General features: G+C 44.4%; 23 protein-coding genes and 4 tRNA genes. 13 read left to right on the top strand and 14 right to left on the bottom strand.

Annotated features, from left to right (window positions below; all coding sequences use genetic code 11):
- Position 1 precedes the first annotated feature (1 nt).
- The 5 genes from Q4Q49_RS02205 to Q4Q49_RS02185 all read left to right on the top strand — a co-directional run bounded on the left by Q4Q49_RS02205 (position 2) and on the right by Q4Q49_RS02185 (position 3731).
- The gene (locus Q4Q49_RS02205; protein WP_311998511.1) at positions 2-1288 is read left to right on the top strand and encodes a cyclopropane-fatty-acyl-phospholipid synthase family protein; all 1287 of its coding nucleotides are present in this window, start codon (positions 2-4) and stop codon (positions 1286-1288) included.
- 81 nt (positions 1289-1369) lie between these two features.
- Positions 1370-1951, top strand: a complete 582-nt coding sequence (locus Q4Q49_RS02200) for a DUF2878 domain-containing protein (RefSeq protein WP_311998510.1) — start codon at positions 1370-1372, stop codon at positions 1949-1951.
- 85 nt (positions 1952-2036) lie between these two features.
- Positions 2037-2651, top strand: coding sequence for a chalcone isomerase family protein (locus Q4Q49_RS02195; RefSeq protein ID WP_311998509.1), 615 nt, complete (start codon positions 2037-2039; stop codon positions 2649-2651).
- Positions 2639-3184, top strand: coding sequence for a DUF3833 domain-containing protein (locus Q4Q49_RS02190; RefSeq protein WP_107946882.1), 546 nt, complete (start codon positions 2639-2641; stop codon positions 3182-3184). The genes Q4Q49_RS02195 and Q4Q49_RS02190 overlap by 13 nt, the downstream gene beginning before the upstream one ends.
- Positions 3185-3500: 316 nt before the next feature.
- Positions 3501-3731 carry a hypothetical protein gene (locus Q4Q49_RS02185; protein WP_012587156.1) on the top strand — a complete coding sequence of 77 codons (231 nt, stop codon included), beginning with the start codon at positions 3501-3503 and terminating at the stop codon, positions 3729-3731.
- Between the two features lie 95 nt (positions 3732-3826).
- Here Q4Q49_RS02185 and Q4Q49_RS02180 read toward each other — a convergent pair whose 3' ends face one another.
- The gene (locus tag Q4Q49_RS02180; RefSeq protein ID WP_071938292.1) at positions 3827-4171 is read right to left on the bottom strand and encodes a DUF3634 family protein; all 345 of its coding nucleotides are present in this window, start codon (positions 4169-4171) and stop codon (positions 3827-3829) included.
- Between the two features lie 153 nt (positions 4172-4324).
- Between Q4Q49_RS02180 and Q4Q49_RS02175 the strand changes: the two genes are divergently transcribed.
- Entirely contained in the window at positions 4325-4510 is a 186-nt protein-coding gene (locus tag Q4Q49_RS02175; RefSeq protein WP_006082535.1) for a hypothetical protein, read from the top strand.
- Positions 4511-4894: 384 nt separating this feature from the next.
- Here Q4Q49_RS02175 and Q4Q49_RS02170 read toward each other — a convergent pair.
- The 4 genes from Q4Q49_RS02170 to Q4Q49_RS02155 all read right to left on the bottom strand — a co-directional run bounded on the left by Q4Q49_RS02170 (position 4895) and on the right by Q4Q49_RS02155 (position 5780).
- A tRNA-Thr gene (locus Q4Q49_RS02170) sits at positions 4895-4970 on the bottom strand.
- 7 nt (positions 4971-4977) lie between these two features.
- Positions 4978-5053 (bottom strand) — tRNA-Phe (locus Q4Q49_RS02165).
- A gap of 554 nt (positions 5054-5607) precedes the next feature.
- Positions 5608-5683: transfer RNA gene (locus Q4Q49_RS02160), tRNA-Thr, on the bottom strand.
- Between the two features lie 21 nt (positions 5684-5704).
- Positions 5705-5780 (bottom strand) — tRNA-Phe (locus tag Q4Q49_RS02155).
- A gap of 389 nt (positions 5781-6169) precedes the next feature.
- Between Q4Q49_RS02155 and Q4Q49_RS02150 the strand changes: the two genes are divergently transcribed.
- Entirely contained in the window at positions 6170-6721 is a 552-nt protein-coding gene (locus Q4Q49_RS02150) for a cytochrome b (protein ID WP_259481824.1), read from the top strand.
- Positions 6722-6725: 4 nt separating this feature from the next.
- The gene (locus Q4Q49_RS02145; protein ID WP_006082533.1) at positions 6726-7301 is read left to right on the top strand and encodes a YceI family protein; all 576 of its coding nucleotides are present in this window, start codon (positions 6726-6728) and stop codon (positions 7299-7301) included.
- Between the two features lie 87 nt (positions 7302-7388).
- Here Q4Q49_RS02145 and Q4Q49_RS02140 read toward each other — a convergent pair whose 3' ends face one another.
- The gene (locus tag Q4Q49_RS02140) at positions 7389-7667 is read right to left on the bottom strand and encodes an oxidative damage protection protein (protein WP_006082532.1); all 279 of its coding nucleotides are present in this window, start codon (positions 7665-7667) and stop codon (positions 7389-7391) included.
- Positions 7668-7669: 2 nt separating this feature from the next.
- Positions 7670-8761 carry an A/G-specific adenine glycosylase gene (gene mutY / locus Q4Q49_RS02135; protein ID WP_311998508.1) on the bottom strand — a complete coding sequence of 364 codons (1092 nt, stop codon included), beginning with the start codon at positions 8759-8761 and terminating at the stop codon, positions 7670-7672.
- Between the two features lie 199 nt (positions 8762-8960).
- Between mutY and trmB the strand changes: the two genes are divergently transcribed.
- From trmB to Q4Q49_RS02110, 5 genes are all read left to right on the top strand, one after another.
- A complete protein-coding gene (gene trmB, locus Q4Q49_RS02130; RefSeq protein WP_011847376.1) occupies positions 8961-9677 on the top strand; it encodes a tRNA (guanosine(46)-N7)-methyltransferase TrmB in 717 nt (238 codons plus the stop codon).
- Between the two features lie 53 nt (positions 9678-9730).
- Positions 9731-10057, top strand: coding sequence for a YggL family protein (locus Q4Q49_RS02125; RefSeq protein WP_006082529.1), 327 nt, complete (start codon positions 9731-9733; stop codon positions 10055-10057).
- Positions 10057-10971, top strand: coding sequence for a glutaminase B (glsB, locus tag Q4Q49_RS02120; protein ID WP_006082528.1), 915 nt, complete (start codon positions 10057-10059; stop codon positions 10969-10971). The genes Q4Q49_RS02125 and glsB overlap by 1 nt, the downstream gene beginning before the upstream one ends.
- 181 nt (positions 10972-11152) lie before the next feature.
- A complete protein-coding gene (locus tag Q4Q49_RS02115; protein WP_311998507.1) occupies positions 11153-11974 on the top strand; it encodes a YggN family protein in 822 nt (273 codons plus the stop codon).
- 449 nt (positions 11975-12423) lie between these two features.
- Complete coding sequence (locus tag Q4Q49_RS02110; RefSeq protein ID WP_006082526.1) at positions 12424-13365, top strand: LysR family transcriptional regulator; 942 nt, start codon at positions 12424-12426, stop codon at positions 13363-13365.
- A gap of 688 nt (positions 13366-14053) precedes the next feature.
- Here the strand turns inward: Q4Q49_RS02110 and Q4Q49_RS02105 are convergent.
- From Q4Q49_RS02105 to proC, 7 genes are all read right to left on the bottom strand, one after another.
- Positions 14054-15904 (bottom strand): DUF885 domain-containing protein, encoded by a 1851-nt coding sequence (locus Q4Q49_RS02105; protein WP_311998506.1) that lies wholly within the window; start codon positions 15902-15904, stop codon positions 14054-14056.
- Between the two features lie 152 nt (positions 15905-16056).
- On the bottom strand, positions 16057-17223 hold the full coding sequence (gene hemW, locus Q4Q49_RS02100) for a radical SAM family heme chaperone HemW (protein WP_259510776.1): 1167 nt from the start codon (positions 17221-17223) through the stop codon (positions 16057-16059).
- Positions 17223-17840: an RdgB/HAM1 family non-canonical purine NTP pyrophosphatase gene (rdgB, locus tag Q4Q49_RS02095; RefSeq protein ID WP_012587166.1), complete on the bottom strand. Its 618-nt coding sequence runs from the start codon at positions 17838-17840 to the stop codon at positions 17223-17225. Before rdgB ends, hemW begins: the two co-directional genes overlap by 1 nt.
- Before the next feature lie 139 nt (positions 17841-17979).
- Positions 17980-18414, bottom strand: coding sequence for a DUF4426 domain-containing protein (locus Q4Q49_RS02090; protein WP_311998505.1), 435 nt, complete (start codon positions 18412-18414; stop codon positions 17980-17982).
- A 132-nt stretch (positions 18415-18546) separates the two neighbouring features.
- Complete coding sequence (gene yggU / locus Q4Q49_RS02085; protein ID WP_012587167.1) at positions 18547-18846, bottom strand: DUF167 family protein YggU; 300 nt, start codon at positions 18844-18846, stop codon at positions 18547-18549.
- On the bottom strand, positions 18846-19394 hold the full coding sequence (locus Q4Q49_RS02080; RefSeq protein ID WP_006082520.1) for a YggT family protein: 549 nt from the start codon (positions 19392-19394) through the stop codon (positions 18846-18848). Before Q4Q49_RS02080 ends, yggU begins: the two co-directional genes overlap by 1 nt.
- Before the next feature lie 48 nt (positions 19395-19442).
- Entirely contained in the window at positions 19443-20261 is an 819-nt protein-coding gene (gene proC / locus Q4Q49_RS02075; RefSeq protein ID WP_006082519.1) for a pyrroline-5-carboxylate reductase, read from the bottom strand.
- Positions 20262-20392: the final 131 nt, after the last annotated feature.

The raw sequence follows: 20392 nt of genomic DNA, 5'->3' as shown, positions 1-20392 counted from the left end.
TATGGAAAATACGGCTTCGCAAACCTCAGTCGCCACAGGGAAACTGCCCGACAGTATTGCGCGTAAAGTCTTGCTTAAGGCGCTGGAAAGCCTGCCCCACGGCTGCTTGACCTTAGTTGAGGGCGATAAGAGCTATCGTTTTGGTGAGAGTCATACCGATTTACATGCCACGCTGGTGGTTAAACACCCCAGTTTTTATCGTCAAATAATGCTTTCAGGCTCCATTGGTGCGGGAGAAGGTTATATTCAAGGCCATTGGACGAGCCCAGATCTCACCAAAGTTGTGCAACTGTTTGCCCGCAATTTAGCCTTGCTCGATAAGATTGAAGCCAAGTTTTCTTGGTTAACGGGCACGATAAACCGCGTGAAGCATGTGCTGAATCGTAACTCGCAGGAGGGCTCGAAGCGCAACATTCTGGCCCACTACGATTTGGGTAATGCCATGTACGAGCAGTTCCTTGACCGTGAAATGTTGTACTCGAGTGCGCTTTATCCCCATGAGGAAGCCAGTTTGCAGGAAGCCCAGCTGTTTAAGCTGATGACTATCTGCGAACGACTCGATTTACAGCCAGGTCAAACCTTACTTGAGATTGGTACTGGCTGGGGCGCACTGGCAATTTATGCGGCCAAGCACTATGGCGTGCACGTGACAACGACGACGATTTCAGATGCGCAATACGCCTATGCCAAAGCGCGCGTTGAAAGCGAAGGCCTGAGCGATAAAGTGACACTGCTGACCGAGGATTATCGCAATCTGACGGGGGAATACGACAGGGTTGTTTCTATCGAAATGATTGAAGCGGTAGGGCATGAATATTTACCGGGTTTCTTTAAAAAGCTGGAGTCACTGTTAAAGCCCCATGGGCGCATGCTGCTTCAGGCGATAACGATTGCCGATCAACGTTACGACAGTTATCGCAAAAGTGTGGATTTTATTCAGCGCTATATTTTCCCCGGTGGCTGTTTACCTTCTGTCAGTCAAATGGTCGGTCACATTGCCAAACAGACGGATATGGTGGTCTGGTCGCTCAATGATATAGGGCTCGATTACGCTAAAACGCTGAGGCATTGGCATGAGAATTTCGATCATGCTGTGGGTGAAATCCAAACCTTAGGTTATGGCGAAGACTTTATCCGCATGTGGAAATTCTACCTAAGTTATTGTGAAGGTGGATTTTTAGAACGCACCACAAGCACAGTGCATTTAGTTGCCGTACGTCCGGGCTATCGCGTTCTAGGCAATAGTCAGCCTAGCCTGGCTGTTCCTGCGACAATCCGGTTAGATTAGCCGTTGAGAGTCGTTCGTTTAGGTGCATCCGTTTAAATGAAATTGTCGCTGTAGTTGTAGCAAGATAAAAGTGAGGCAAAGATGAAGTCAATGTTAGCTAACTCTCGGCATCTGCCTAAACATCAGGGTTTTATACTCTATAACGCCCTGAGTTTTCAGGCTGTGTGGTGGTCGAGTGTGCTTTGGCTTAACTTGTCACTGCTGCTAACTATACCTTTATTATTGCTTCACTTTATCCTGTTGTCCTCGTCGGGTAAGGGCCAATATCGCCAAGTGGATTTACGATTAATGCTCAAGGTTGCCGCCCTAGGGATCGGCATTGACACTGTGCTGTCGGTTTTAGGCCTGTTCGAGTTTGCAGCCTTCCCTTGGTGGCTTGGCTGTTTATGGCTGCACTTTGGCTTGAGTTTGAATCATAGCTTAGCGTTTATGCGACCCTTACCGATGATATTGCAGGCGTTACTCGGAGGAATATTTGGCACGTTAAGCTATGTCGCGGGCGCGCAGTTTAATGCGGTGACTTTGCCCTACGGCAATGTCATTTCTGCTGTGGTGTTATTTTTTGTTTGGCTAGTCTTGCTGCCATTTTTAATCCAACTTGCTAATCCCTATGGATTTAATCGAAGAACTAAGGCTCGCTCTTTTACTGTGTTTGGACGTTAATTATCGAAATCTAGGAATTGAGTCCGGTTAAGTCATTTTTTAGTCAATACCTGTTGTAAGACATCATGCAGTCAAAGGGGATCCTATGTCGTCAGTTCGTAATCGCAGCTCAAATCTTGGTTTTTCATTTTTGAATTCAAGCTGCTTAAGTTTATTGGCGCTCAGTTTATTGACCGCACCTCTAAAAGTATTAGAGGCGAAAACGCCAGATTTTGAAAACATTACTATCGAGCTGAATGATGCCGCCGATGTGACGCAGACTTTTCAGGAAGTAGGGCGCGGAGAAATGGATTGGCTGTGGTTTAGTTTGTATAAGGCGAGACTGATGACGGTAAATGGCCGTTATCAACAGGGGCAATATCCTCTGCTGCTAGATATTGAATATTATCGAGATATAGAGTCTGAAGATCTGTTAGAAGCGACCAAGGATCAATGGCAGCATCTAGCGTTTGCCGAAAATGATATCCAGCGTTGGTTGAGTTTATTAACCGCGACTTGGCCCGATGTGAAGCAGGGCGACCATTTAAGTTTTAAGGTTATGGATGGGCAAACGAGTCAGTTTTTCTTTAATCATCAACCACTAGACATTATCCACGATGCTAATTTTGCTGAGGCATTTTTAGCTATTTGGTTATCGAAAGACACTAGCCGTCCGAGTTTGCGGGCGCAATTACTCGGAGAAAAACCATGCGATTGTTAACACGACTTATCGGTCAAAAGTTATTGTTAGGCCTAATAATGATAGGGCTGCTATCGAGTTGCTCATCGGTGGAAGTGACGGATTATAAAGATACTCATCCTACACTGGTGTTGGAATCATTCTTTAATGGGCCATTAAAAGCGTCTGGAATAGTGCATGATTTTAGTGGCAAAGTGATCCGTAAATTCAATGTCACTATGGAAGCCAGTTGGCAGGGAAACGAGGGCGTCATTAATGAATGGTTTGTTTATGATGATGGCGAAACTCAAACTCGTGTGTGGCGCATTAAAGCGTTAGGGGAAGGGCGATACTCGGGAACTGCAGGTGACATTATCGGCACCGCCGATGGTCAATCCAGTGGTAGCGCGCTACGTTGGAAATACGATATGTTATTACCCGTGGATGGCGATGAATACCAAGTTCATTTCGACGATTGGATGTTCTTAGTGAATGACAATACCATTATAAATCAGAGCGATATTATTAAGTTTGGCATCACAGTCGCCCAGGTGACTTTAGTGATCCAAAAATAACATGAGCCAATTTTTGCCTAGGTTGGCTTAGCTTAGGTTGGCTTAATTTCATTTATCTCAGTTTGTCTTGGATTCACTAGGTCTATTAAGGCTTACATGTTTATTAAGGCTTAAATGTTGATTAAGACTTAACTTGAGTTAAACAGTATAGCTTGGCTAATAATCACCTTTTGTCTGCACTAAAGTATTCAGCTCAAACCAAAGTGGCTGCTAGGCATTTTTTGCCAGCGGCATAAAGTGATGAATATTAGAGTCATGTGGGTGTAACTCATTGTTTATTATTTTAATTATTCCGAGTTTAAGTTGGTATAGATAAATGATTAAAAAACACTTAGTTCTATGGGGTGCCTTGTTGAGTTTGTCGTTAACGGCTTGTTCATCTTTTGACGTTATGTTTGAGGAACAAGCTGAGACAAAAGCCGATCCCCATCAACCTGCCAGCGATCCTATGGTGCAAGATAATGAACGTCGTATTCGAGATGCGAGGGAAGATGGTCGTTTAGAATCCGATTTTTTAAAACCTATGTATCCGGTTAAGTTTAAATAATAAGAGTGCTTTAGGGACTCGCTGCAACCTCAATACTTAACCTTCAACAAGCATTGAGGTTTAAGTATTGAGTTTGCTAGGGGAAAGGCGAAGAACTAGCCTGCTTGACGACTGTTATCTATCGATTTTTTGTCATAATATTCAAACGGAAACAGATTACGTATCCTTTGCTTCACATTGTCACTCACGTTGGCAGAAATATGTAAGCGTACATCTCCAGATTTTTCAGCCCTAACAGTACACGTCAGTTTTTCTGCTTTAGCAATGTGGCGGCATTCCCGCTCGAATCGTTCGGGGATCTTGCCCTTATGCAGAGTCATGCGACCATCTTTAAAATGCATTTCAAAAATAGTCAGACCTTTCTTGCCACCAAATATCAGTTTGTAAACGAGAAATATACCAATAGCGACAAAAATGAGTTTGAAAATATCGGCTGTCATAACGCCTCCTATTTTGTGTTTATAGGTCAAAGATACTCCTGAGTGACTTGTTTTAACAGTGCGCTAACACGCAATTTTGAATTGGCAATAAAATCATTCCCGCCTAGACTTAACTGGTTAAGGAAAAGTAACCCCTCAGTTAAGGAAAACGCCATGTACTTATCAAATGCAGATCGTTGGTCATTATTGTGTAAGAAGCAAATCGATGTTATCGAAAAACTTTCTGCGCAATTCCCCGAGAGAAAAGCACATCTTAGTGAGCTCACTCAAGGGTGGCGCCATGTTCAACATCAAGTTCAAGCCGGTGATAGGCCTATGCCACTCGAGCTAATTAAATAAGCGCGAGCTGCTTGAGCTGATAGTTTGTATAAGAGCCCAAAGTCACTCAATGAGTGGCTTTTTTATGGTGTGAGTATTGATGCGCTGTTTACGCAATTTATCGAGTGGCTTTTTTGTTTGTATGGTGCCGGCACTAAGAGTCGAACTCGGGACCTACTGGTATTATCGAGAGTAAGTCAGTTGCACTTTACTTTGAACTAATTCAAATTTCAGATACAACGAAGCCACTCATTGAGTGGCTTCGTTGTTTATATGGTGCCGGCACCAAGAGTCGAACTCGGGGCCTACTGGAATTATCGAGAGTAAGTTAGTTGCACTTTGCTTTGAACTAACTCAAATATTAGATACAAAAAAACCACTCATTGAGTGGCTTCGTTGTTTATATGGTGCCGGCACCAAGAGTCGAACTCGGGACCTACTGATTACAAGTCAGTTGCTCTACCAACTGAGCTATGCCGGCTAAATTTTGGTGCCCGAACCCGGAATCGAACCAGGGACACGAGGATTTTCAATCCTCTGCTCTACCGACTGAGCTATTCGGGCAACTAACTAAGCGTTAGTTAACTACTTCAAACTAAGTCGTAAAGACCTTGTTCGTTCGAAGTGCGCGTATAATATAGTGCTCGCTTTGGCTGTGCAAGCCCTTTTTAAATGACTGATTAACTATTAAACAGAAATCGAACATTTATTTGATTCTTCCACTTTACTCATATTTTTTCGCTGAAAGTTTCAGCATTTTAGTGACGTTAGTGCTTCCTTTGGATTTATAAGGTTAACTTCAGTGCTCGTTTAATCTGTGTTTTAAGAATGAACATTAGCGCTTAAGGCATGCAATGTATGCGAAGGGGGAGGGAATATCGTCTGATGGCGAAGTTTAGTGAGTGTTAGGTACTTTTATCGACAGCAGATTTTGGTAGATAAGTTTGTCCGCAACTATGATTTTGAACTGGCATGAATTGAACGACCAAAAGTCGAGTTCAAAACCTACCGGTATTATCGAGAGTAAGTCAGTTGCGCTTTGTACTGAACACTTCAAATTTAAGATACAAAAAACAGATACAAAAAAGCCACTCGTTTGAGTGGCTTCGTTGTTTATATGGTGCCGGCACCAAGAGTCGAACTCGGGACCTACTGATTACAAGTCAGTTGCTCTACCAACTGAGCTATGCCGGCTAAATTTTTACTGCAAAATAATGGTGCCCGAACCCGGAATCGAACCAGGGACACGAGGATTTTCAATCCTCTGCTCTACCGACTGAGCTATTCGGGCAACTAAACTAAGTGTTAGTTAACTACTTAGAACTTGTTGGCTGAGCCGTCTCGTTCGAAGTGCGGCTATATTAGCTAGGGAGTTTCACCTCTGCAAGTGCTTTTTCCCAATAAATAACTCGTTCGGCGGTTTAATGTGCATCTTGCTTGTTTTTTATCTCTTATTCAGCAGATTCAGGTCAATTTCATTCGTTGACTGTAGTTTTCAAGTTAGAAGGATACTGATGTTTACTATAGATTTATGCTCATAAATCCTAGTTTCCTGCTTACTTTCTAAAATTTAGAAAGATATGAGCGATTTTTACTGATTTTAGTTTTTAAAATTAGACTTATGATAATGAATATTATTTCATGGATGGCATGAAGAAAACGCGAATACGGAGTCGCAGTATGTTTCGAAATAGTAAGTTGGCTTATGGGATAACCGCAATTGTGACTCATTGGCTGAGTGCGATCGTCGTTATTGGGTTGTTTGCGGTAGGTGTGTGGATGGTGGAGTTAACCTACTACAGCGCGTGGTACAAGACAGCGCCACATCTACATAAGAGCGTCGGGATTTTACTCTTGGCAGTGACGTTATTCCGCCTGTTGTGGCGCTTAGTGAATCCTAAGCCCGTACCAGAGGTGAATCATAAGCCTTGGGAGAGGCTGGCTGCTCATATTGCGCATTTAGCTATTTATGTATTGCTGCTGGTGATCATGTGTGCCGGCATTCTTATTTCAACGGCAGAAGGCCGTGGAATTATGGTGTTTGACTGGTTTGAACTACCAGGATTTGGACCTTTTTTTGAAAACCAAGCTGATATAGCAGGCGATATCCACCAATACGCAGCTTATAGCTTAATCGCACTCGTGGTAATCCACGCTGCAGGTGCGTTAAAGCATCACTTTATCGATAAAGACGCAACTTTACTCAAAATGATTAAATTTAATCGAGGATAATACAATGAAAAAGCAACTGTTAAGCGCACTGATTGGTGCATCTCTATTGGCTCCGATGGCGGCTTCAGCGGCGGACTATGTCATTGACCGTGAAGGAGCACATGCCTCTATTACTTTCAAAGTGAGTCACTTAGGTTATAGCTATGTCGTTGGTCGCTTTAATGATTTTAGCGGTGACTTTAGCTATGACGCGGCTAAACCCACTGCGGCTAAAGTGAATGTGACAGTAAATACACTTAGTGTGGATTCAAACCACGCCGAGCGTGACAAGCATATTCGTAGCGCCGATTTCCTTAACACGAGTAAGTTTGCGCAAGCGACGTTTACCTCAACCACAGTTGAAGATAAAGGTAATGGCGACTTAGTGATTAACGGCAACTTAACCTTAAATGGTGTCACTAAGCCATTAGCGATCAATGCCCATGCAGTGGGCGAAGGTCAAGATCCTTGGGGTGGCTACCGTGCTGGTTTTACTGGCACAACCACGTTTGCGATGAAAGATTTCGGTATCAAAATGGATTTAGGCCCAGCATCAAGCCATGTTGAGTTAGATCTTGTGGTTGAAGGCGTGCGTAAGTAACGCTCAGTTATTCTTCACGAGATGAATAAACAAAAAGCGCCGAAAGGCGCTTTTTTGTGGGCTTTGTCGTTAAGTGAACGACAAGAATTAATCTTGGTCTTTTTCAGGCACAAAACCTTCAATTTCTACTTCTTTACCTTCAAAGAGGAAAGAGGTCATTTGTTCTTCAAGAAACTTACGATCATCAACATTCATCATGTTGAGTTTCTTTTCGTTGATCAGCATGGTTTGCTTTTTTTGCCATAGGCCCCAAGCTTCTTTGCTGATGTTATCAAAAATGCGCTTACCTAAATCACCTGGATACAGTTGAAAGTCTAGGCCGTCGGCTTCTTTATTTAAATATACGCAATTGACTGTACGCGCCATGATTATTCCTTACTGACTGCGGATTGAACGAGTGATCCCAAATTGGCTAGCACGCGCTCGGTGGCGGCGGCGAGTCCCACTTTGGAAGGATGACTTATGTTATACCAGAGAGACTGATTTTGTTCCATGACAGCGCCCACGCTCTCTTTATCGCCATGAGTTTTATCTAAGTTAAGCATCATGGGTTGAATATCTAAATGGAAGTGGCTAAATGTGTGCCTAAAGCCTGTTAACCATTCGAGTGGCTGCGCAGCAAACCCTTGTTCTTCAAGATGGGTTTCAAGGGCAGCTTGGGTGGCAAACTCAGGGAAACACCAAAGCCCTCCCCAAATTCCCGCTGGCGGGCGTTTAGCTAGAAAGACTTGGTTATCTTGCATCAGCACTAACATCCACGCCGCTTTGGTCGGTATGGTTTTTTTAGGCTTTTTGCCGGGGAAATCGGTTTGTCTGCCAATCAGCTGAGCTTTGCAATCAATCGCCACAGGGCAAGCGGCGCAGTTAGGTTTACTACGAGTGCAAATACTGGCGCCGATATCCATCATGGCTTGATTGTATTTCTGAATATCTTGCTGCGGCGTAACGGCATCAGTCAGTTGCCAAAGCTGTTCTTCGACTGTTTTTTGCCCCGGCCAACCTGCGATTGCGCCGTGTCTTGCTAACACGCGTTTGACGTTACCGTCGAGGATCGGGTGATGCTGGCCAAGAGACAGTGACAATACCGCGCCTGCTGTCGAGCGACCAATGCCAGGCAGAGCCAGTACTTGTTCCAAATCCGTTGGAAATAATCCCTGATAATCGTCACGGATCATCTTGGCCGCTTTATGCAGATTACGCGCCCTAGCGTAATACCCAAGGCCAGTCCAATGATGTAACACCTCATCATCTGGCGCGTTAGCAAGTGCTAACACATCGGGGAAACGCGCCATAAATTTAAGGTAATAGGGAATAACAGTCGCAACCTGAGTTTGTTGCAGCATGATTTCAGAAACCCATACGCTATATGGGGTTTTATCTTGCTGCCAAGGGAGGGTTTTACGACCGTGATTGTCGTACCAAGAGACGATACGTGTGGCGAAGGAGGCTGTAGATTTCATCGGCGCAGTGTAGCGGCAGTTATCTTCTTAGACAAGCTCAAAGACAGGTGGATAAGTGCTAAAAAGCCGAAAATCACTGCTAAATTCGCACTCTCAAATAATCTTGGTATACTTTCGCCCCATTAGTGCTTGCACTGTATGTTGAACTTTGGATAATGCCCTTCTTTTATGATGGTGCTGTCCACTAGACGAGGCAAAAATGAGCGAAGTCACTACCGCTGAATTTAATGAAGAAGGCAAGTATCTGCGTAAGATCAGAAGCTTTGTCTTAAGAGAAGGTCGCTTAACTAAAGGCCAAGCCCAAGCTATTGAAAGCCAGTGGCCAACAATGGGCTTAGATTACAGCCCAACGCCATTGGTTCTGAGTGACGTTTTTGGCCGTGAAGCTGATACTGTGCTGGAAATTGGCTTTGGCATGGGCGCCTCTTTAGTGCAAATGGCTAAAGACGCACCAGAGCAAAATTTTATTGGTATTGAAGTGCATAAACCGGGTGTTGGTTCTTGCTTAAGCGATGCCGCCATTGCAGGTGTGACTAATTTACGTGTGTATCATCATGATGCCATGGAAGTATTAGAACATGCGATTGCCGACGGTTCATTAGCCCGAGTGCAATTGTTTTTTCCCGATCCTTGGCATAAGAAACGTCACCATAAACGTCGTATCGTACAAGCTGAATTTGCTGAACTGATCCGCCGCAAGCTAAAAATTGGCGGCGTGTTCCATATGGCAACCGATTGGGAAGAATACAGCGAGCACATGTTGGAAGTGATGCAAGCGGCTCCTGGTTATCAAAACCAGTCGAGTGACGGCACTGTGGTGCCACGTCCTGATCATCGCCCACTGACAAAGTTTGAAGCCCGCGGCCATAGATTGGGTCACGGTGTATGGGATCTGATGTTTGAGCGTATCGCTTAATCTAGATATTTCAATTGATTAATTAGTTTTTTAACACAACGGGGAAAGTCACTATGGCAACTAATCGTAGCCGTCGTTTACGTAAGAAAATGCGCGTTGATGAATTTCAAGAGTTAGGTTTTGATATGGCTTGGACTTTTGATGCATCAGTATCTGAAGCCGATATCGATGCAACTGTAGATAAATTCATCGATGAAGTGATCGAAACCCGTAAGTTAGGTTTCCATGGCGGCGGTCACATCGAATGGGAAGGCATTATCGCAACCCAAACGATCGGCAAATGTACCGAAGAAGATATTGCTGCAGTTAAGGCATTCTGGGCGAACCAAAAAGTTTCTCAGGTTGAAGTTAGCGAACTGTACGACATTTGGTGGGGTTAATGCCCGAGTTGGCATTACTTGAGGAAGTGGTCGAGAAAGTTCGACCCTTGCTCGGCCAAGGAAAGGTTGCAGATTACATCCCCGCACTGGCCAGCGTTGATGCTGGCAAAATAGGCATTGCCGTTACAACTGTTGATGGTGAAACTTTAGGTGCGGGCGATTACCTTGAGCCGTTTTCGATTCAAAGTATCTCCAAAGTTTTCAGCTTAACCTTAGCGTTAACTTTATATGAAGAAGCCGAAATTTGGAGCCGAGTTGGCAAAGAACCTTCGGGCCATTCATTCAACTCTTTAGTACAAGTCGAGTTAGAACGCGGCAAGCCGCGCAACCCATTTATCAATGCTGGCGCGTTAGTGATTGCTGACTTATTGCAGAGTCGTTTAGGTGCACCTAAACACAGAATGCTCGAGTTAGTCAGGCAACTAAGCCAAAACGATAAAGTGAGTTTCGACAAACAAGTGGCCGACTCAGAATATCAGCACAGTGCGCGCAATGCGGCGATTGCTTATTTGATGAAGTCCTTTGGTAATTTTCAAGGCGATGTCGATACTGTGCTGCGCACGTATTTTCATTATTGCGCTTTAAAGATGAATTGTGCAGACTTGTCTAAGGCCATGTTGTACTTGGCTAATCGCGGCAAAAGCATAACGGGGACTGAGCTTATCTCTCAGGTGCAAACTCGGCAGCTTAATGCCCTGTTGGCGACCTCGGGCCTATACGATGGAGCGGGTGAGTTTGCCTATCGTGTTGGTATGCCAGGTAAAAGTGGCGTCGGTGGTGGCATCATTGCCGTTATTCCCGGGGAACTGTCGATTTGTGTTTGGTCGCCAGAACTCGATGGCAATGGCAATTCACTTGCTGGCACTGCCATGCTTGAGCATTTAAGTCAGCGTCTTGGCCGATCTATTTTCTAGCTTTACCTCTCGTTTTTATTAGCACTATCAGACTAAAAGTTAGCGAATTTCGCTAATGACCTTTTAGTGCTAACTTTCCTAAATTCAACATAATCATATTGTTATAAAGTTGGCACGTCTCCTGCTATAAGCTATTCAGTAGTTAGGTTTATCGAATTATTCAGATTAAAGGACGAACAACATGAAATTAAATAAGCTATTAACTGGATTTGCTTTATCCGGCGTGATTTTAGGGACATCTAGCCTACAGTTGGCGCAAGCGCAAACTGAACCTAAAGTCGATGAGCGCTGTGAAGTCTCTTTAAATTATGACGTTATGGTTGAGCCTAAAAAATTAGTCATGAGCGAGAAGGGCACAGAAAAGTATCGCATCGAAGTCGATAAGTTATTTGTTGAAGGCAAACAAGTAAACTTAACCGATAAGCAAAGAAAGCTAGTGACTCAATACGCCGATGAAGTGTCGACGCAAGTGCCTGAAGTGATTGAAGTTGTGAACGAGGCCGTCGCATTAGCGTCCCAAGCGGTGAGCATGGCGTTAACCCCTTTAATGGGCGATGCGGCCGGTGCTAAATTCGATGAAATGATGGCAGGTGTCCAAAAGCGCGTTGATTCAGTGGCCTACCGTCATGGCGATAGCTTCTATCTCGGTGCAACGGAAGACTCGATGCAGAACACCTTTAATGACGAATTCGAGCAGGAAATGGAGCAAATTGTTCAGAACTCAGTCGGTACTATTATGATGACTATAGGTGGCCAAATCATGTCGGGTGACGGTGATAGTTTTGAAGCCAAGATGGATGCCTTCTCCAAAAAAATGGACAACTTAGGACAAGATATTGAGCAACAAATTGAGAGTCAATCTAAGGGACTGGAAGCTAAAGCTGACCGTTTGTGCGACCGATTTGAAAATCTGTTAGTGCTTGAAAATCAATTACGCCAAGAGGTACCAGAACTCGCGCCTTATGCTTTGACACAAAACTCAACCAAGGAGCTGCGTGAATAGTTCTTATTAATCGTCCTTGCTGATAGTTTTTGTGAATAGCCCTGAGTTTTAACTGCAATAACTTCTATCTCCTTGTGCATGAGTCAAATTTGAATGCTATGCCCCTAGTTAATTTATCGCCTAGGGGCTTTTTTATTGGCTAATTCTTAGTAGCGAAAGCTATAGGGATTAAGTCGATGTGGCGTCTAGGCTTGGCTTGCAGCGATTTAGTTCGGAATGTTACAGTCTAGAGACGAATATTTGGTATACTCTTAAAATATAATTAAAAGCTGGCATATCAGTCAGATATAACACCCTACTTTAGTGGACTTTTTCGGTCTAAATCTCTGCGTTATATCACTTTAATGCGAGATATCAATGCTATGGTTATTTTAAAGCGATGATTACGCTAACCACTGCTACTCACCGAAAGTTAATATCATTGTCGTAAACAGCTTAAGGCGACTTCCATGTTAGAACTGTTAGAACCTATTGCGATTTTTACTCATGTGGCCAGAGCTGGTAGTTTTAGTGCCGCCGCAAGAAGGCTTGGGATCTCTAAGTCTAAGGTCAGTACACAAGTCGCCGATCTTGAACATAGACTTGGTGTTCAATTAATCCAACGTACCACCCGTAGCTTAAGCCTGACTGAAGCAGGGCATTTGCTGTATCTGCAAGGTGAAGAATTGCTGCGTGACGCTGAACAAGCGATAGCCAGCGTGCATAACTTAAATGATGCGACTCGCGGTGTGCTCAAGGTGGGGATTTCCCAGTCCTTTGGGGTGATGCATATCATTCCTGCGCTGCCATCCTTTATGGCAAAACATCCTGAGCTTGAGCTACAAGTGAGCTTACTGGACCATAAAGTAGATGTAGTGAGTGAAGGCTTAGACTTACTGTTAACTATGTCGGAGCAATTACCGCTTGGGATGGTTGCTAGACCTCTGATGAAGTGCCAATTCCTGTTAGTTGCTTCTCCAGGCTACATTGCTCAACATGGCGAACCAACTCGACCTGAGCAGTTAGTTGACCACAATTGTTTGGTCTATCAAGGCGAGTGGCACGAGCACAGCATGTGGCAATTTAAGAAGGGTGATGATTACTGTGAAATTGGCGTATCGGGCAATTTCAGGGTGGATAACGCACCCGCATTAAAATCCGCCGCAATCAGTGGTCTTGGGGTTGTGTATCTTGCAAGTTATCTGATGGAAGATGAAATTGCCAAGGGGACATTAGTGCCTTTACTGAAGGATTGGCAATTGACCCACCATCTGCCATTGCAGGCGGTTTATCCCCGTCGTAAGCACTTAGCACCTAAGGTCAGTTCTTTTATCGAATTCATCAAAGATCACATAGGAACGCCGCCGTATTGGGATGCGCCCTATGTCGAATTATTCAGTAAACGTCAGTAAAATAGGAAACATTGTTCTCAAAACCAGTTCTATGTGATTTCAAATTAACCAAGCACTTTTATGGCTATTTAAAATCAATGCTTTAGATTGAGTTGATGAGTACATTTGCGGATGATTTTTTAGGGTGTTCTAAAGCACTTTTTTATAACATCCTTGAACTTTGTTCTTAATTGAATACAATGGTAACAGTTGATTCGGAATGACCTGAGTCCTATACGTTTATTGGAAATGACCCCTTTCAATTTTTGTGTACAGGTCGGCATTAATGCAGTTTTGGATCACAGCCAACAGAAGTTTGAGAACTAAAACAATGTTGGCTCTTTAAACCATCATCCTAGTTTTTGGTTTACCTCAGCCTTATCGCTGAGGTAATTTTTTATTGATGGTTTGTGCAGCCTTAGGCAAGCGTTTTGTCTCCCTGTACCCTAAAGTCGCAACTGTGTGTTAAGTGATGTGAAGGCGAGTGCTAAAGCATAAATTAATACAACAAATATAGTGACCCACAGTGAGAAGGGTTCTGTTATCTAACGGGATAATGGTACCAATAAAAAAGCCACTTTCGAGTGGCTTTTTTATTGGGGGTAGCTAAGGCATTCACCTATGTCGCTTTAGTCGCGAAGCAAGTTAACCGTGCTTCACGACTAAGCGCTTAGGTATTAAAGCATTAAAGCATTAAAGCATTAGTGCATTAGGCCTTCTTCTTGCTGGCTATCCAGAGATCGACTTGTTGCTCTAGCACATCCAGTGGCAATGCGCCGTTAGCAAGTACTAGCGTATGGAAGTCGCGGATATCAAATTGACTGCCAAGCTGTTGCTCTGCTTTATGTCTGAGTTCCAGCAGCTTAATCATGCCCACTTTATAGGCTGTCGCTTGCGATGGCATAACGATATGGCGTTCAACCATTTTCACCGCATCTGATTTAGCATTGGGCGTATTATCCACGTAATAGGCAATGCCTTGCTCGCGGGTCCACTTTTTAGCGTGGATACCAGTATCAACGACTAAGCGACATGCACGCCATAGCTCCATTGCTAGACGACCAAAGTCAGAATAGGGATCGGCGTAGAGTCCCATTTCTTTCGGGAAAGATTCGCTATATAAACCCCAGCCCTCGATATACGCGGTATAGCCACCAAACTTGCGGAACTTAGGAATATTTTGCAGCTCTTGGGAAATGGCTATCTGCATATGATGACCCGGAATACCTTCGTGGTAGGCCAGTGCTTCCATTTGGTATTTCGGCATGGCTTTCATGTCATATAGGTTTGCATAGTAGCTACCGGGACGCGAGCCATCCGGCGCAGGTTGCTCATAGAAGGCTTTGCCCGCGGATTTTTCTCTAAAGGCTTCAACCTGTTTCACTATCATGGCAGCCTTAGGTTTTACTTTGAACACTTCATCCAAGCGCGATTTCATATTGTCGATGAGCTTAGTCGCCTCAGCTAAATAGGCGGCTTTGCCTTCGGCAGTATTGGGGTAGTAGAACTGGGGATTATCACGCATGAAGCTAAAGAATTGCTGTAAATCGCCTTTAAAATTGACCTTCTTCATAATGGCGCGCATTTCATTATGAATACGTTCCACCTCAGAAAGGCCTAAGTCATGGATTTGATCGGCGGTCATATTTGTGGTGGTAGTGCGGGCCAAAGCATTATTGTAAAAGGCCGCGCCATTAGGGAGTTTCCACGCACCATCGCGGTCGTCAGCTCTGGTTGCTAAGGTTTTGATGTAACTGATGAGCTTGTTATAGGCGGGCTCGACTTGAGTTACTAGTGCATGCTCAGCCTGTTTAAGCAGTGCTTGCTTTTCCGTTTCTTTAATCGCTAATGCGTTCACTTTACGGCGAAAATCTGCGAGTAGCGCGCTGTCGTCGCCCTTATCAAAAGGCGCACCTTTGATGATGTTTTGGCTGTCTGAAATGACATAAGCGAATACGAACTTAGGCGCGATAATGCCTTTATCTGCGCGAACGTCTAATACTGTCTGTAATTGACTTAAGCGTTTTGGCACGCCATTTAAGCGGCTGATATAGGCCTTGGCATCGCTGACATCTGTGATTTGATGTTGGTTAATCAAGAAGGAGGCGATCATAGAGTGGCCGCCATACATTTGATTTACAGGGTAATTATGGTAGCGCCATTGGTCATCTTCGATGTCATTTTGCAGATTTTGTTTGAGTAAGGTGAGGCTGAGGTTTGTTTGTGGATCGAGTTTGGCCGCATCAATCAGATTGACCTGCGCCAGTTGTTTTTTCGTGCGCGCTAGGGCTTTATCATCGGCGGCATCACCCAGTTCATCCCATTTATCATAGTCTTGCTTGATCCCCATATAGGTTTGCGAAATGGGGCTCGCCATGATGTTTTCCATGAAGAGGGTTTCGAACAACGCATTGGCTTTGTCTGACTCGGTTTGCACCACTGCATTCATAGGTTCGCTTGCACTGTGTAAGGCTGGCGAAGTTGATGCTGCATATGCGGGAATGGTCAGCAGAGCTGAAAGGGTCAGTGCGACTAAGCTGATTTTAGTTTTTATTGGCATGATCAGGCTTCCTAAATTGAGTTGCATCAATTCTAAAGAAGCTGGACAAGAATGTATGGATATTAATGTTAGAAAATGTGTTAGCAGTAATAGTATTAAACTGCACTATTGACCACTAACACATTATTTATATAGCTATTTTAACGGCAGGCTTAGCAGAATTGTGTCAGTAAATCATTAACAAACATGTGACCTTTACTGGTTAATTGCCAATGTTCAGCGGATTCTGTGAGTAAACCGCGTTGTTTGGCCTTTTCCATTCCTTCGGTCAATGTGTCTCTGTGCTGTCCGGTACGCAGTTCAAATTCTTGCTTAGGGATAGGTGTCATCAGGCGCAGGCGATTCATTAAATATTCAAGCGCGCGATCTTCCTCTGCTACATCAATCGATTCGAAGGTGTAGTTGCTGGCACTCAGATATCCCTTGGGATGTTTAATTTTTACCGTGCGTATAATGCGGTTTTCTTCTGGCAGCGTCACTTTACCGTGGGCGCCACAGCCTATGCCTAGATAATCACCAAACTGCCAGTAGTTGAGATTGTGCCTACATTGGTAACCGGGTTTCGCATAAGCGGATATTTCGTATTGCTCATACCCTAATGCTGCCAGCTTTTGTTGACCTTGCTCATAGATATGCCAGAGCGCTTCGTCATCGGGCAACTGCGGCGGTTTTGAGTGGAATAGGGTGTTGGGCTCAATTGTTAACTGATACCAAGACAGGTGGGGCGGATTGAGCGCCGCTGCCGTGTCGATATCGGCCATCGCTTCAGCAAAACTTTGGTTGGGTAATCCATGCATTAAATCGAGGTTAAAACTCAAGTATCCCGCTTGGCTGGCTTTTTGAGCGGCGACTTGTGCCTCATTTTGATCGTGAATACGTCCAAGTAAGTTGAGCTTATCCTTAGAAAAACTCTGCACACCGATAGATAAACGGGTGACACCAGCTGCGCGATAGGCACTAAAATCATCGTGTTCCAAGGTGCCTGGGTTGGCTTCCATGGTGATTTCGATATTGTCACTAAAGGGGATTAGCGAATTGGCACCATCGAGTATGCGTTTGATTTGCAAAGCATCGAATAAGGATGGTGTGCCGCCACCGATAAAGATGGTATGAATTTGCCGCCCTTGGACGAGATGTAAATCTTGGCGTAAGTCTTCCAATAGCGCATCAACATAGGCCTCCTGTGGCAGCTCACCATTTTGGCCATGGGAGTTAAAGTCGCAGTAAGGACACTTTTGTACGCACCAAGGAATATGGATATACAGACTGAGTGGCGGCAGTTCGAGCTTCATCGCAGTAGTCATGGCTGTTGACGACATTATTGTGCATTCCCGCCAGTTAACACGCCTTGGGCTTGCATGGCAGCGATGAGTTGCACTAGGGCTTTACCACGATGGCTTAAGGCATTTTTCTCGTTGCTGCTCAGCTGTGCCGCGCTACATTGATAATTTTCAGGGATAAAAATCGGATCGTAACCATGGCCATTGTCGCCACGTTGGTTAAAGTCGATTTGGCCTTCCCATGCGGCTTGGCAAATAATTGGGGTTGGATCTTTGGCGTGGCGCATATATACCAGCACGCATTGGAATCTCGCACTGCGAGGTGCTGGCTGGTCTTTTAATGTCTCAAGTAGTTTCAATACGTTGTCTTGATCTTTGGCATTCTCGCCCGCGTAACGCGCTGAATAAATGCCGGGAGCGCCTTGGAGTAAATCCACTTCTAAACCTGAATCATCGGCAATGGCCGCAAGTCCGGTGATTTCGGCTGCATGCCTGGCTTTGATAATGGCATTTTCGACAAAAGTGGTGCCCGTTTCGGCCACTTCGCTGACATTAAATTGGCTCTGCGGTAGTACAGTGACACCGTAGCTGGCGAGCATTTGATCGAATTCGGCGAGTTTGCCTTTGTTGCCACTGGCGAGGACGATTTGTTGCATGGAACACCTATATCATTGGGGCGACTTATACTGCGGCAATGATACCCAAGCTGAGGGCTAAAGGACAGGAAAAGGGCGGGACGGTACTGACTTGTACCGTCCCAAGTGGGCTTATGTCTTGCGGTAATCTCAGCTTGGCTTATTCGACGTAGAATTTTTGCTTGAACTGCAAGTTGGTATTTAATTGATTACCATGCTTGATCGCGATATTGAAGTTGATCTCCTGATCATCGCGGTAAGGAACTTCGGCAATATAATAAATCGCATCACCTTCGCGGATCTCTTTGAAGGTTAAGTTGATTCGAGCATCTAATAAGTTATTGGCGACACCAGTAATTTCAACTGGTACTGCGGGTTTATTCGCTTCGCTGATATCTAATACGGCAATATTGATAATGCCTGTATAGCTACTGCGTTGAATGCCATAGGATTTAGCTATGCTAGGCGTTAAAAATGTACTGCCAAGTGCCATGTAGTGAATGTCAAAATTGCCGACAGTTTCTTTTTGCTCGGCATTTGCAACACCGCAAAGGCTGGCCGTGAGGGCTAATACAGCGAGAAGATTACGGAACATGATGGGATACCTCATATTAGGGAATGTTGGATTATAGGGCCGCTGTGATTATTGTTTATGTTTATCTGTTTATCGATAAATTAACCGCATTCAACGAAATTTTTTGGTTTTCAGCCTTTCAATAGCATTAGCTCAGCTAGTTTGTCCCATCAGCTCAGTAATGACGCTTGGGATGATCTTAGGGTCAATCACGCGGATTTGCTTATGCCGACCAAGTTCACCTTTCATTATATGAATGTCGCTCTTTGGCACTTTAAAGGTCTTTGCTAAGTACTTACTTAAATGGGCATTGGCCTTGCCATCAATAGGCGGCGCAGTGATGGCTACTTTTAGCTCATCACCGTGCAGTCCTACAATTTGATCTCGGCTGGCCTTAGGCTGAATGTAGAGATTAAGCAGCAAGTCACCTTGCTGCAAAGTCACTGCACTCATTAGATCACAGCCCAATAAGGGATATATTGGGCAAGTAACATATTGAGGAAATTCATACCAATAATCACCAACATCACAGATAAATCTAAACCACCAATTGGCGGTATGATACGGCGGATTGGCGCTAATACGGGTTCAGTTAACTGGCCCATGACCATAACTATTGGGTTATAGCCTTGGTTAAACCAGCTCAATATTGCGCGTATCAATAGCATCCAAAACAGCAATACCCCTGCTTTTTTGATCACAGATACGACGGCAAACATCAAAAACAGCAGTATGTCTATGCCACCGCCCGCGATAAGGCTGATCAGTAGTACTTTGACCATCACGACCAGCAACGCGAGGACGAATGATGCGGTATCAAACCGTCCTAAGGAAGGCAGAATACGGCGCATTGGCGCGATGAGCGGGTGAGTCGCTTTGACAATAAATTGGCTAAAAGGATTATAAAAATCCGCCCTTGCCAGTTGCAGCCAAATCCGCAAAATCACCACCATCAAATATAAGTCGAATAGTGTGGTGATTAAAAAGGTAAATGCATTCATCGAGATTTCTACCTATTAAAGTCCGATATAAAAACACGTTAGTGGAAATTAAAATGTCTTAGCCATTTCTTCTGCACGTTTAATGCAGTTTTCCATGGCTTTTTTTACTAAACCACGCATATCCGCAGCTTCAAATGTCGCCAGCGCCTGTGCTGTGGTACCGCCCTTTGAGGTGACATTCTCCCTTAGATTACCTAAGGTCAGTTGTGGATTTTGCTTTGCCATCATAGCAGCGCCGAGCGCTGCTTGCTGCACTAAAGTTCTGGCTTTGTCTTCATCCATTCCCATTTCTTTGCCTGCATCTATCATAGACTCCATTAGCAAAAAGAAATAAGCCGGTGAACTGCCCGATAGTGCAATCACTTGATCTAATTCTGACTCTTCATTAACCCACACAATTTCGCCGCCGCTAGACATCAAACGATCGCAAATGGCTTTTTGCTCGGTAGAAATAGCCTGAGGCGCATAGAGGCCTGTCATACCCACACTAATCTGCATCGGTGTATTGGGCATAGCGCGAATAAGCTTAATATCTTGCGCCAGATAATCGGTATAACGCTTTGCTTTAATGCCTGCAGCGATAGTGATGACTAACTTTTGCGACATATCGACAGTTTGTAATGCTTCACACACTTGCTGCATTAATTGCGGTTTTACCGACAGCACTATGACATCGGCAGCTTGCGCTGCGGCTAAATTATCTTGAGAAACCAAAATCCCTAAATCGGCTTTTAGTGCGTCGAGTTTACCTTGGCTAGGATTGGTCGCTTGGATGAGTTGAGCAGGATAGCCGCTATGAACTAGGCCACTGATGATGCTGCGCGTCATGTTGCCAGCACCGATAAAGCAGATTTTCTGTTGATCCATTTGATTCTCTTCAGTGTGTTAACCGTTAATTTGTAACAGACTCACCTTAAATCAAGATGATAAAACGGTTAGTCATTTGAATGTCAGAGCCAGATTAGTTGACTCTCGCTAATTGAACTTAAATGTCGTGA

The sequence above is a fragment of the Shewanella sp. SP1S1-7 genome, from assembly GCF_031932105.1.
Taxonomy (GTDB): Bacteria; Pseudomonadota; Gammaproteobacteria; order Enterobacterales; family Shewanellaceae; genus Shewanella; species Shewanella baltica.
Note: the sequence above shows the minus strand (reverse complement) of the source record. Positions and strands in the feature narration are given on the sequence as shown.

Excerpts from the sequence above, each read along its gene's own strand:
- Q4Q49_RS02110 (WP_006082526.1), top strand. The coding sequence starts at position 12,424 with ATGTTAGAACTGTTAGAACCTATTGCGATTTTTACTCATGTGGCCAGA.
- Q4Q49_RS02175 (WP_006082535.1), top strand. The coding sequence starts at position 4,325 with ATGTACTTATCAAATGCAGATCGTTGGTCATTATTGTGTAAGAAGCAA.
- proC (WP_006082519.1), bottom strand. The coding sequence starts at position 20,261 with ATGGATCAACAGAAAATCTGCTTTATCGGTGCTGGCAACATGACGCGC.
- Q4Q49_RS02090 (WP_311998505.1), bottom strand. The coding sequence starts at position 18,414 with ATGTTCCGTAATCTTCTCGCTGTATTAGCCCTCACGGCCAGCCTTTGC.
- Q4Q49_RS02205 (WP_311998511.1), top strand. The coding sequence starts at position 2 with ATGGAAAATACGGCTTCGCAAACCTCAGTCGCCACAGGGAAACTGCCC.
- Q4Q49_RS02185 (WP_012587156.1), top strand. The coding sequence starts at position 3,501 with ATGATTAAAAAACACTTAGTTCTATGGGGTGCCTTGTTGAGTTTGTCG.
- Q4Q49_RS02200 (WP_311998510.1), top strand. The coding sequence starts at position 1,370 with ATGAAGTCAATGTTAGCTAACTCTCGGCATCTGCCTAAACATCAGGGT.
- Q4Q49_RS02105 (WP_311998506.1), bottom strand. The coding sequence starts at position 15,904 with ATGCCAATAAAAACTAAAATCAGCTTAGTCGCACTGACCCTTTCAGCT.
- yggU (WP_012587167.1), bottom strand. The coding sequence starts at position 18,846 with ATGAGTGCAGTGACTTTGCAGCAAGGTGACTTGCTGCTTAATCTCTAC.
- Q4Q49_RS02125 (WP_006082529.1), top strand. The coding sequence starts at position 9,731 with ATGGCAACTAATCGTAGCCGTCGTTTACGTAAGAAAATGCGCGTTGAT.
- glsB (WP_006082528.1), top strand. The coding sequence starts at position 10,057 with ATGCCCGAGTTGGCATTACTTGAGGAAGTGGTCGAGAAAGTTCGACCC.
- mutY (WP_311998508.1), bottom strand. The coding sequence starts at position 8,761 with ATGAAATCTACAGCCTCCTTCGCCACACGTATCGTCTCTTGGTACGAC.
- Q4Q49_RS02080 (WP_006082520.1), bottom strand. The coding sequence starts at position 19,394 with ATGAATGCATTTACCTTTTTAATCACCACACTATTCGACTTATATTTG.
- Q4Q49_RS02115 (WP_311998507.1), top strand. The coding sequence starts at position 11,153 with ATGAAATTAAATAAGCTATTAACTGGATTTGCTTTATCCGGCGTGATT.
- Q4Q49_RS02140 (WP_006082532.1), bottom strand. The coding sequence starts at position 7,667 with ATGGCGCGTACAGTCAATTGCGTATATTTAAATAAAGAAGCCGACGGC.
- Q4Q49_RS02195 (WP_311998509.1), top strand. The coding sequence starts at position 2,037 with ATGTCGTCAGTTCGTAATCGCAGCTCAAATCTTGGTTTTTCATTTTTG.
- hemW (WP_259510776.1), bottom strand. The coding sequence starts at position 17,223 with ATGTCGTCAACAGCCATGACTACTGCGATGAAGCTCGAACTGCCGCCA.
- trmB (WP_011847376.1), top strand. The coding sequence starts at position 8,961 with ATGAGCGAAGTCACTACCGCTGAATTTAATGAAGAAGGCAAGTATCTG.
- Q4Q49_RS02190 (WP_107946882.1), top strand. The coding sequence starts at position 2,639 with ATGCGATTGTTAACACGACTTATCGGTCAAAAGTTATTGTTAGGCCTA.
- rdgB (WP_012587166.1), bottom strand. The coding sequence starts at position 17,840 with ATGCAACAAATCGTCCTCGCCAGTGGCAACAAAGGCAAACTCGCCGAA.
- Q4Q49_RS02150 (WP_259481824.1), top strand. The coding sequence starts at position 6,170 with ATGTTTCGAAATAGTAAGTTGGCTTATGGGATAACCGCAATTGTGACT.
- Q4Q49_RS02180 (WP_071938292.1), bottom strand. The coding sequence starts at position 4,171 with ATGACAGCCGATATTTTCAAACTCATTTTTGTCGCTATTGGTATATTT.
- Q4Q49_RS02145 (WP_006082533.1), top strand. The coding sequence starts at position 6,726 with ATGAAAAAGCAACTGTTAAGCGCACTGATTGGTGCATCTCTATTGGCT.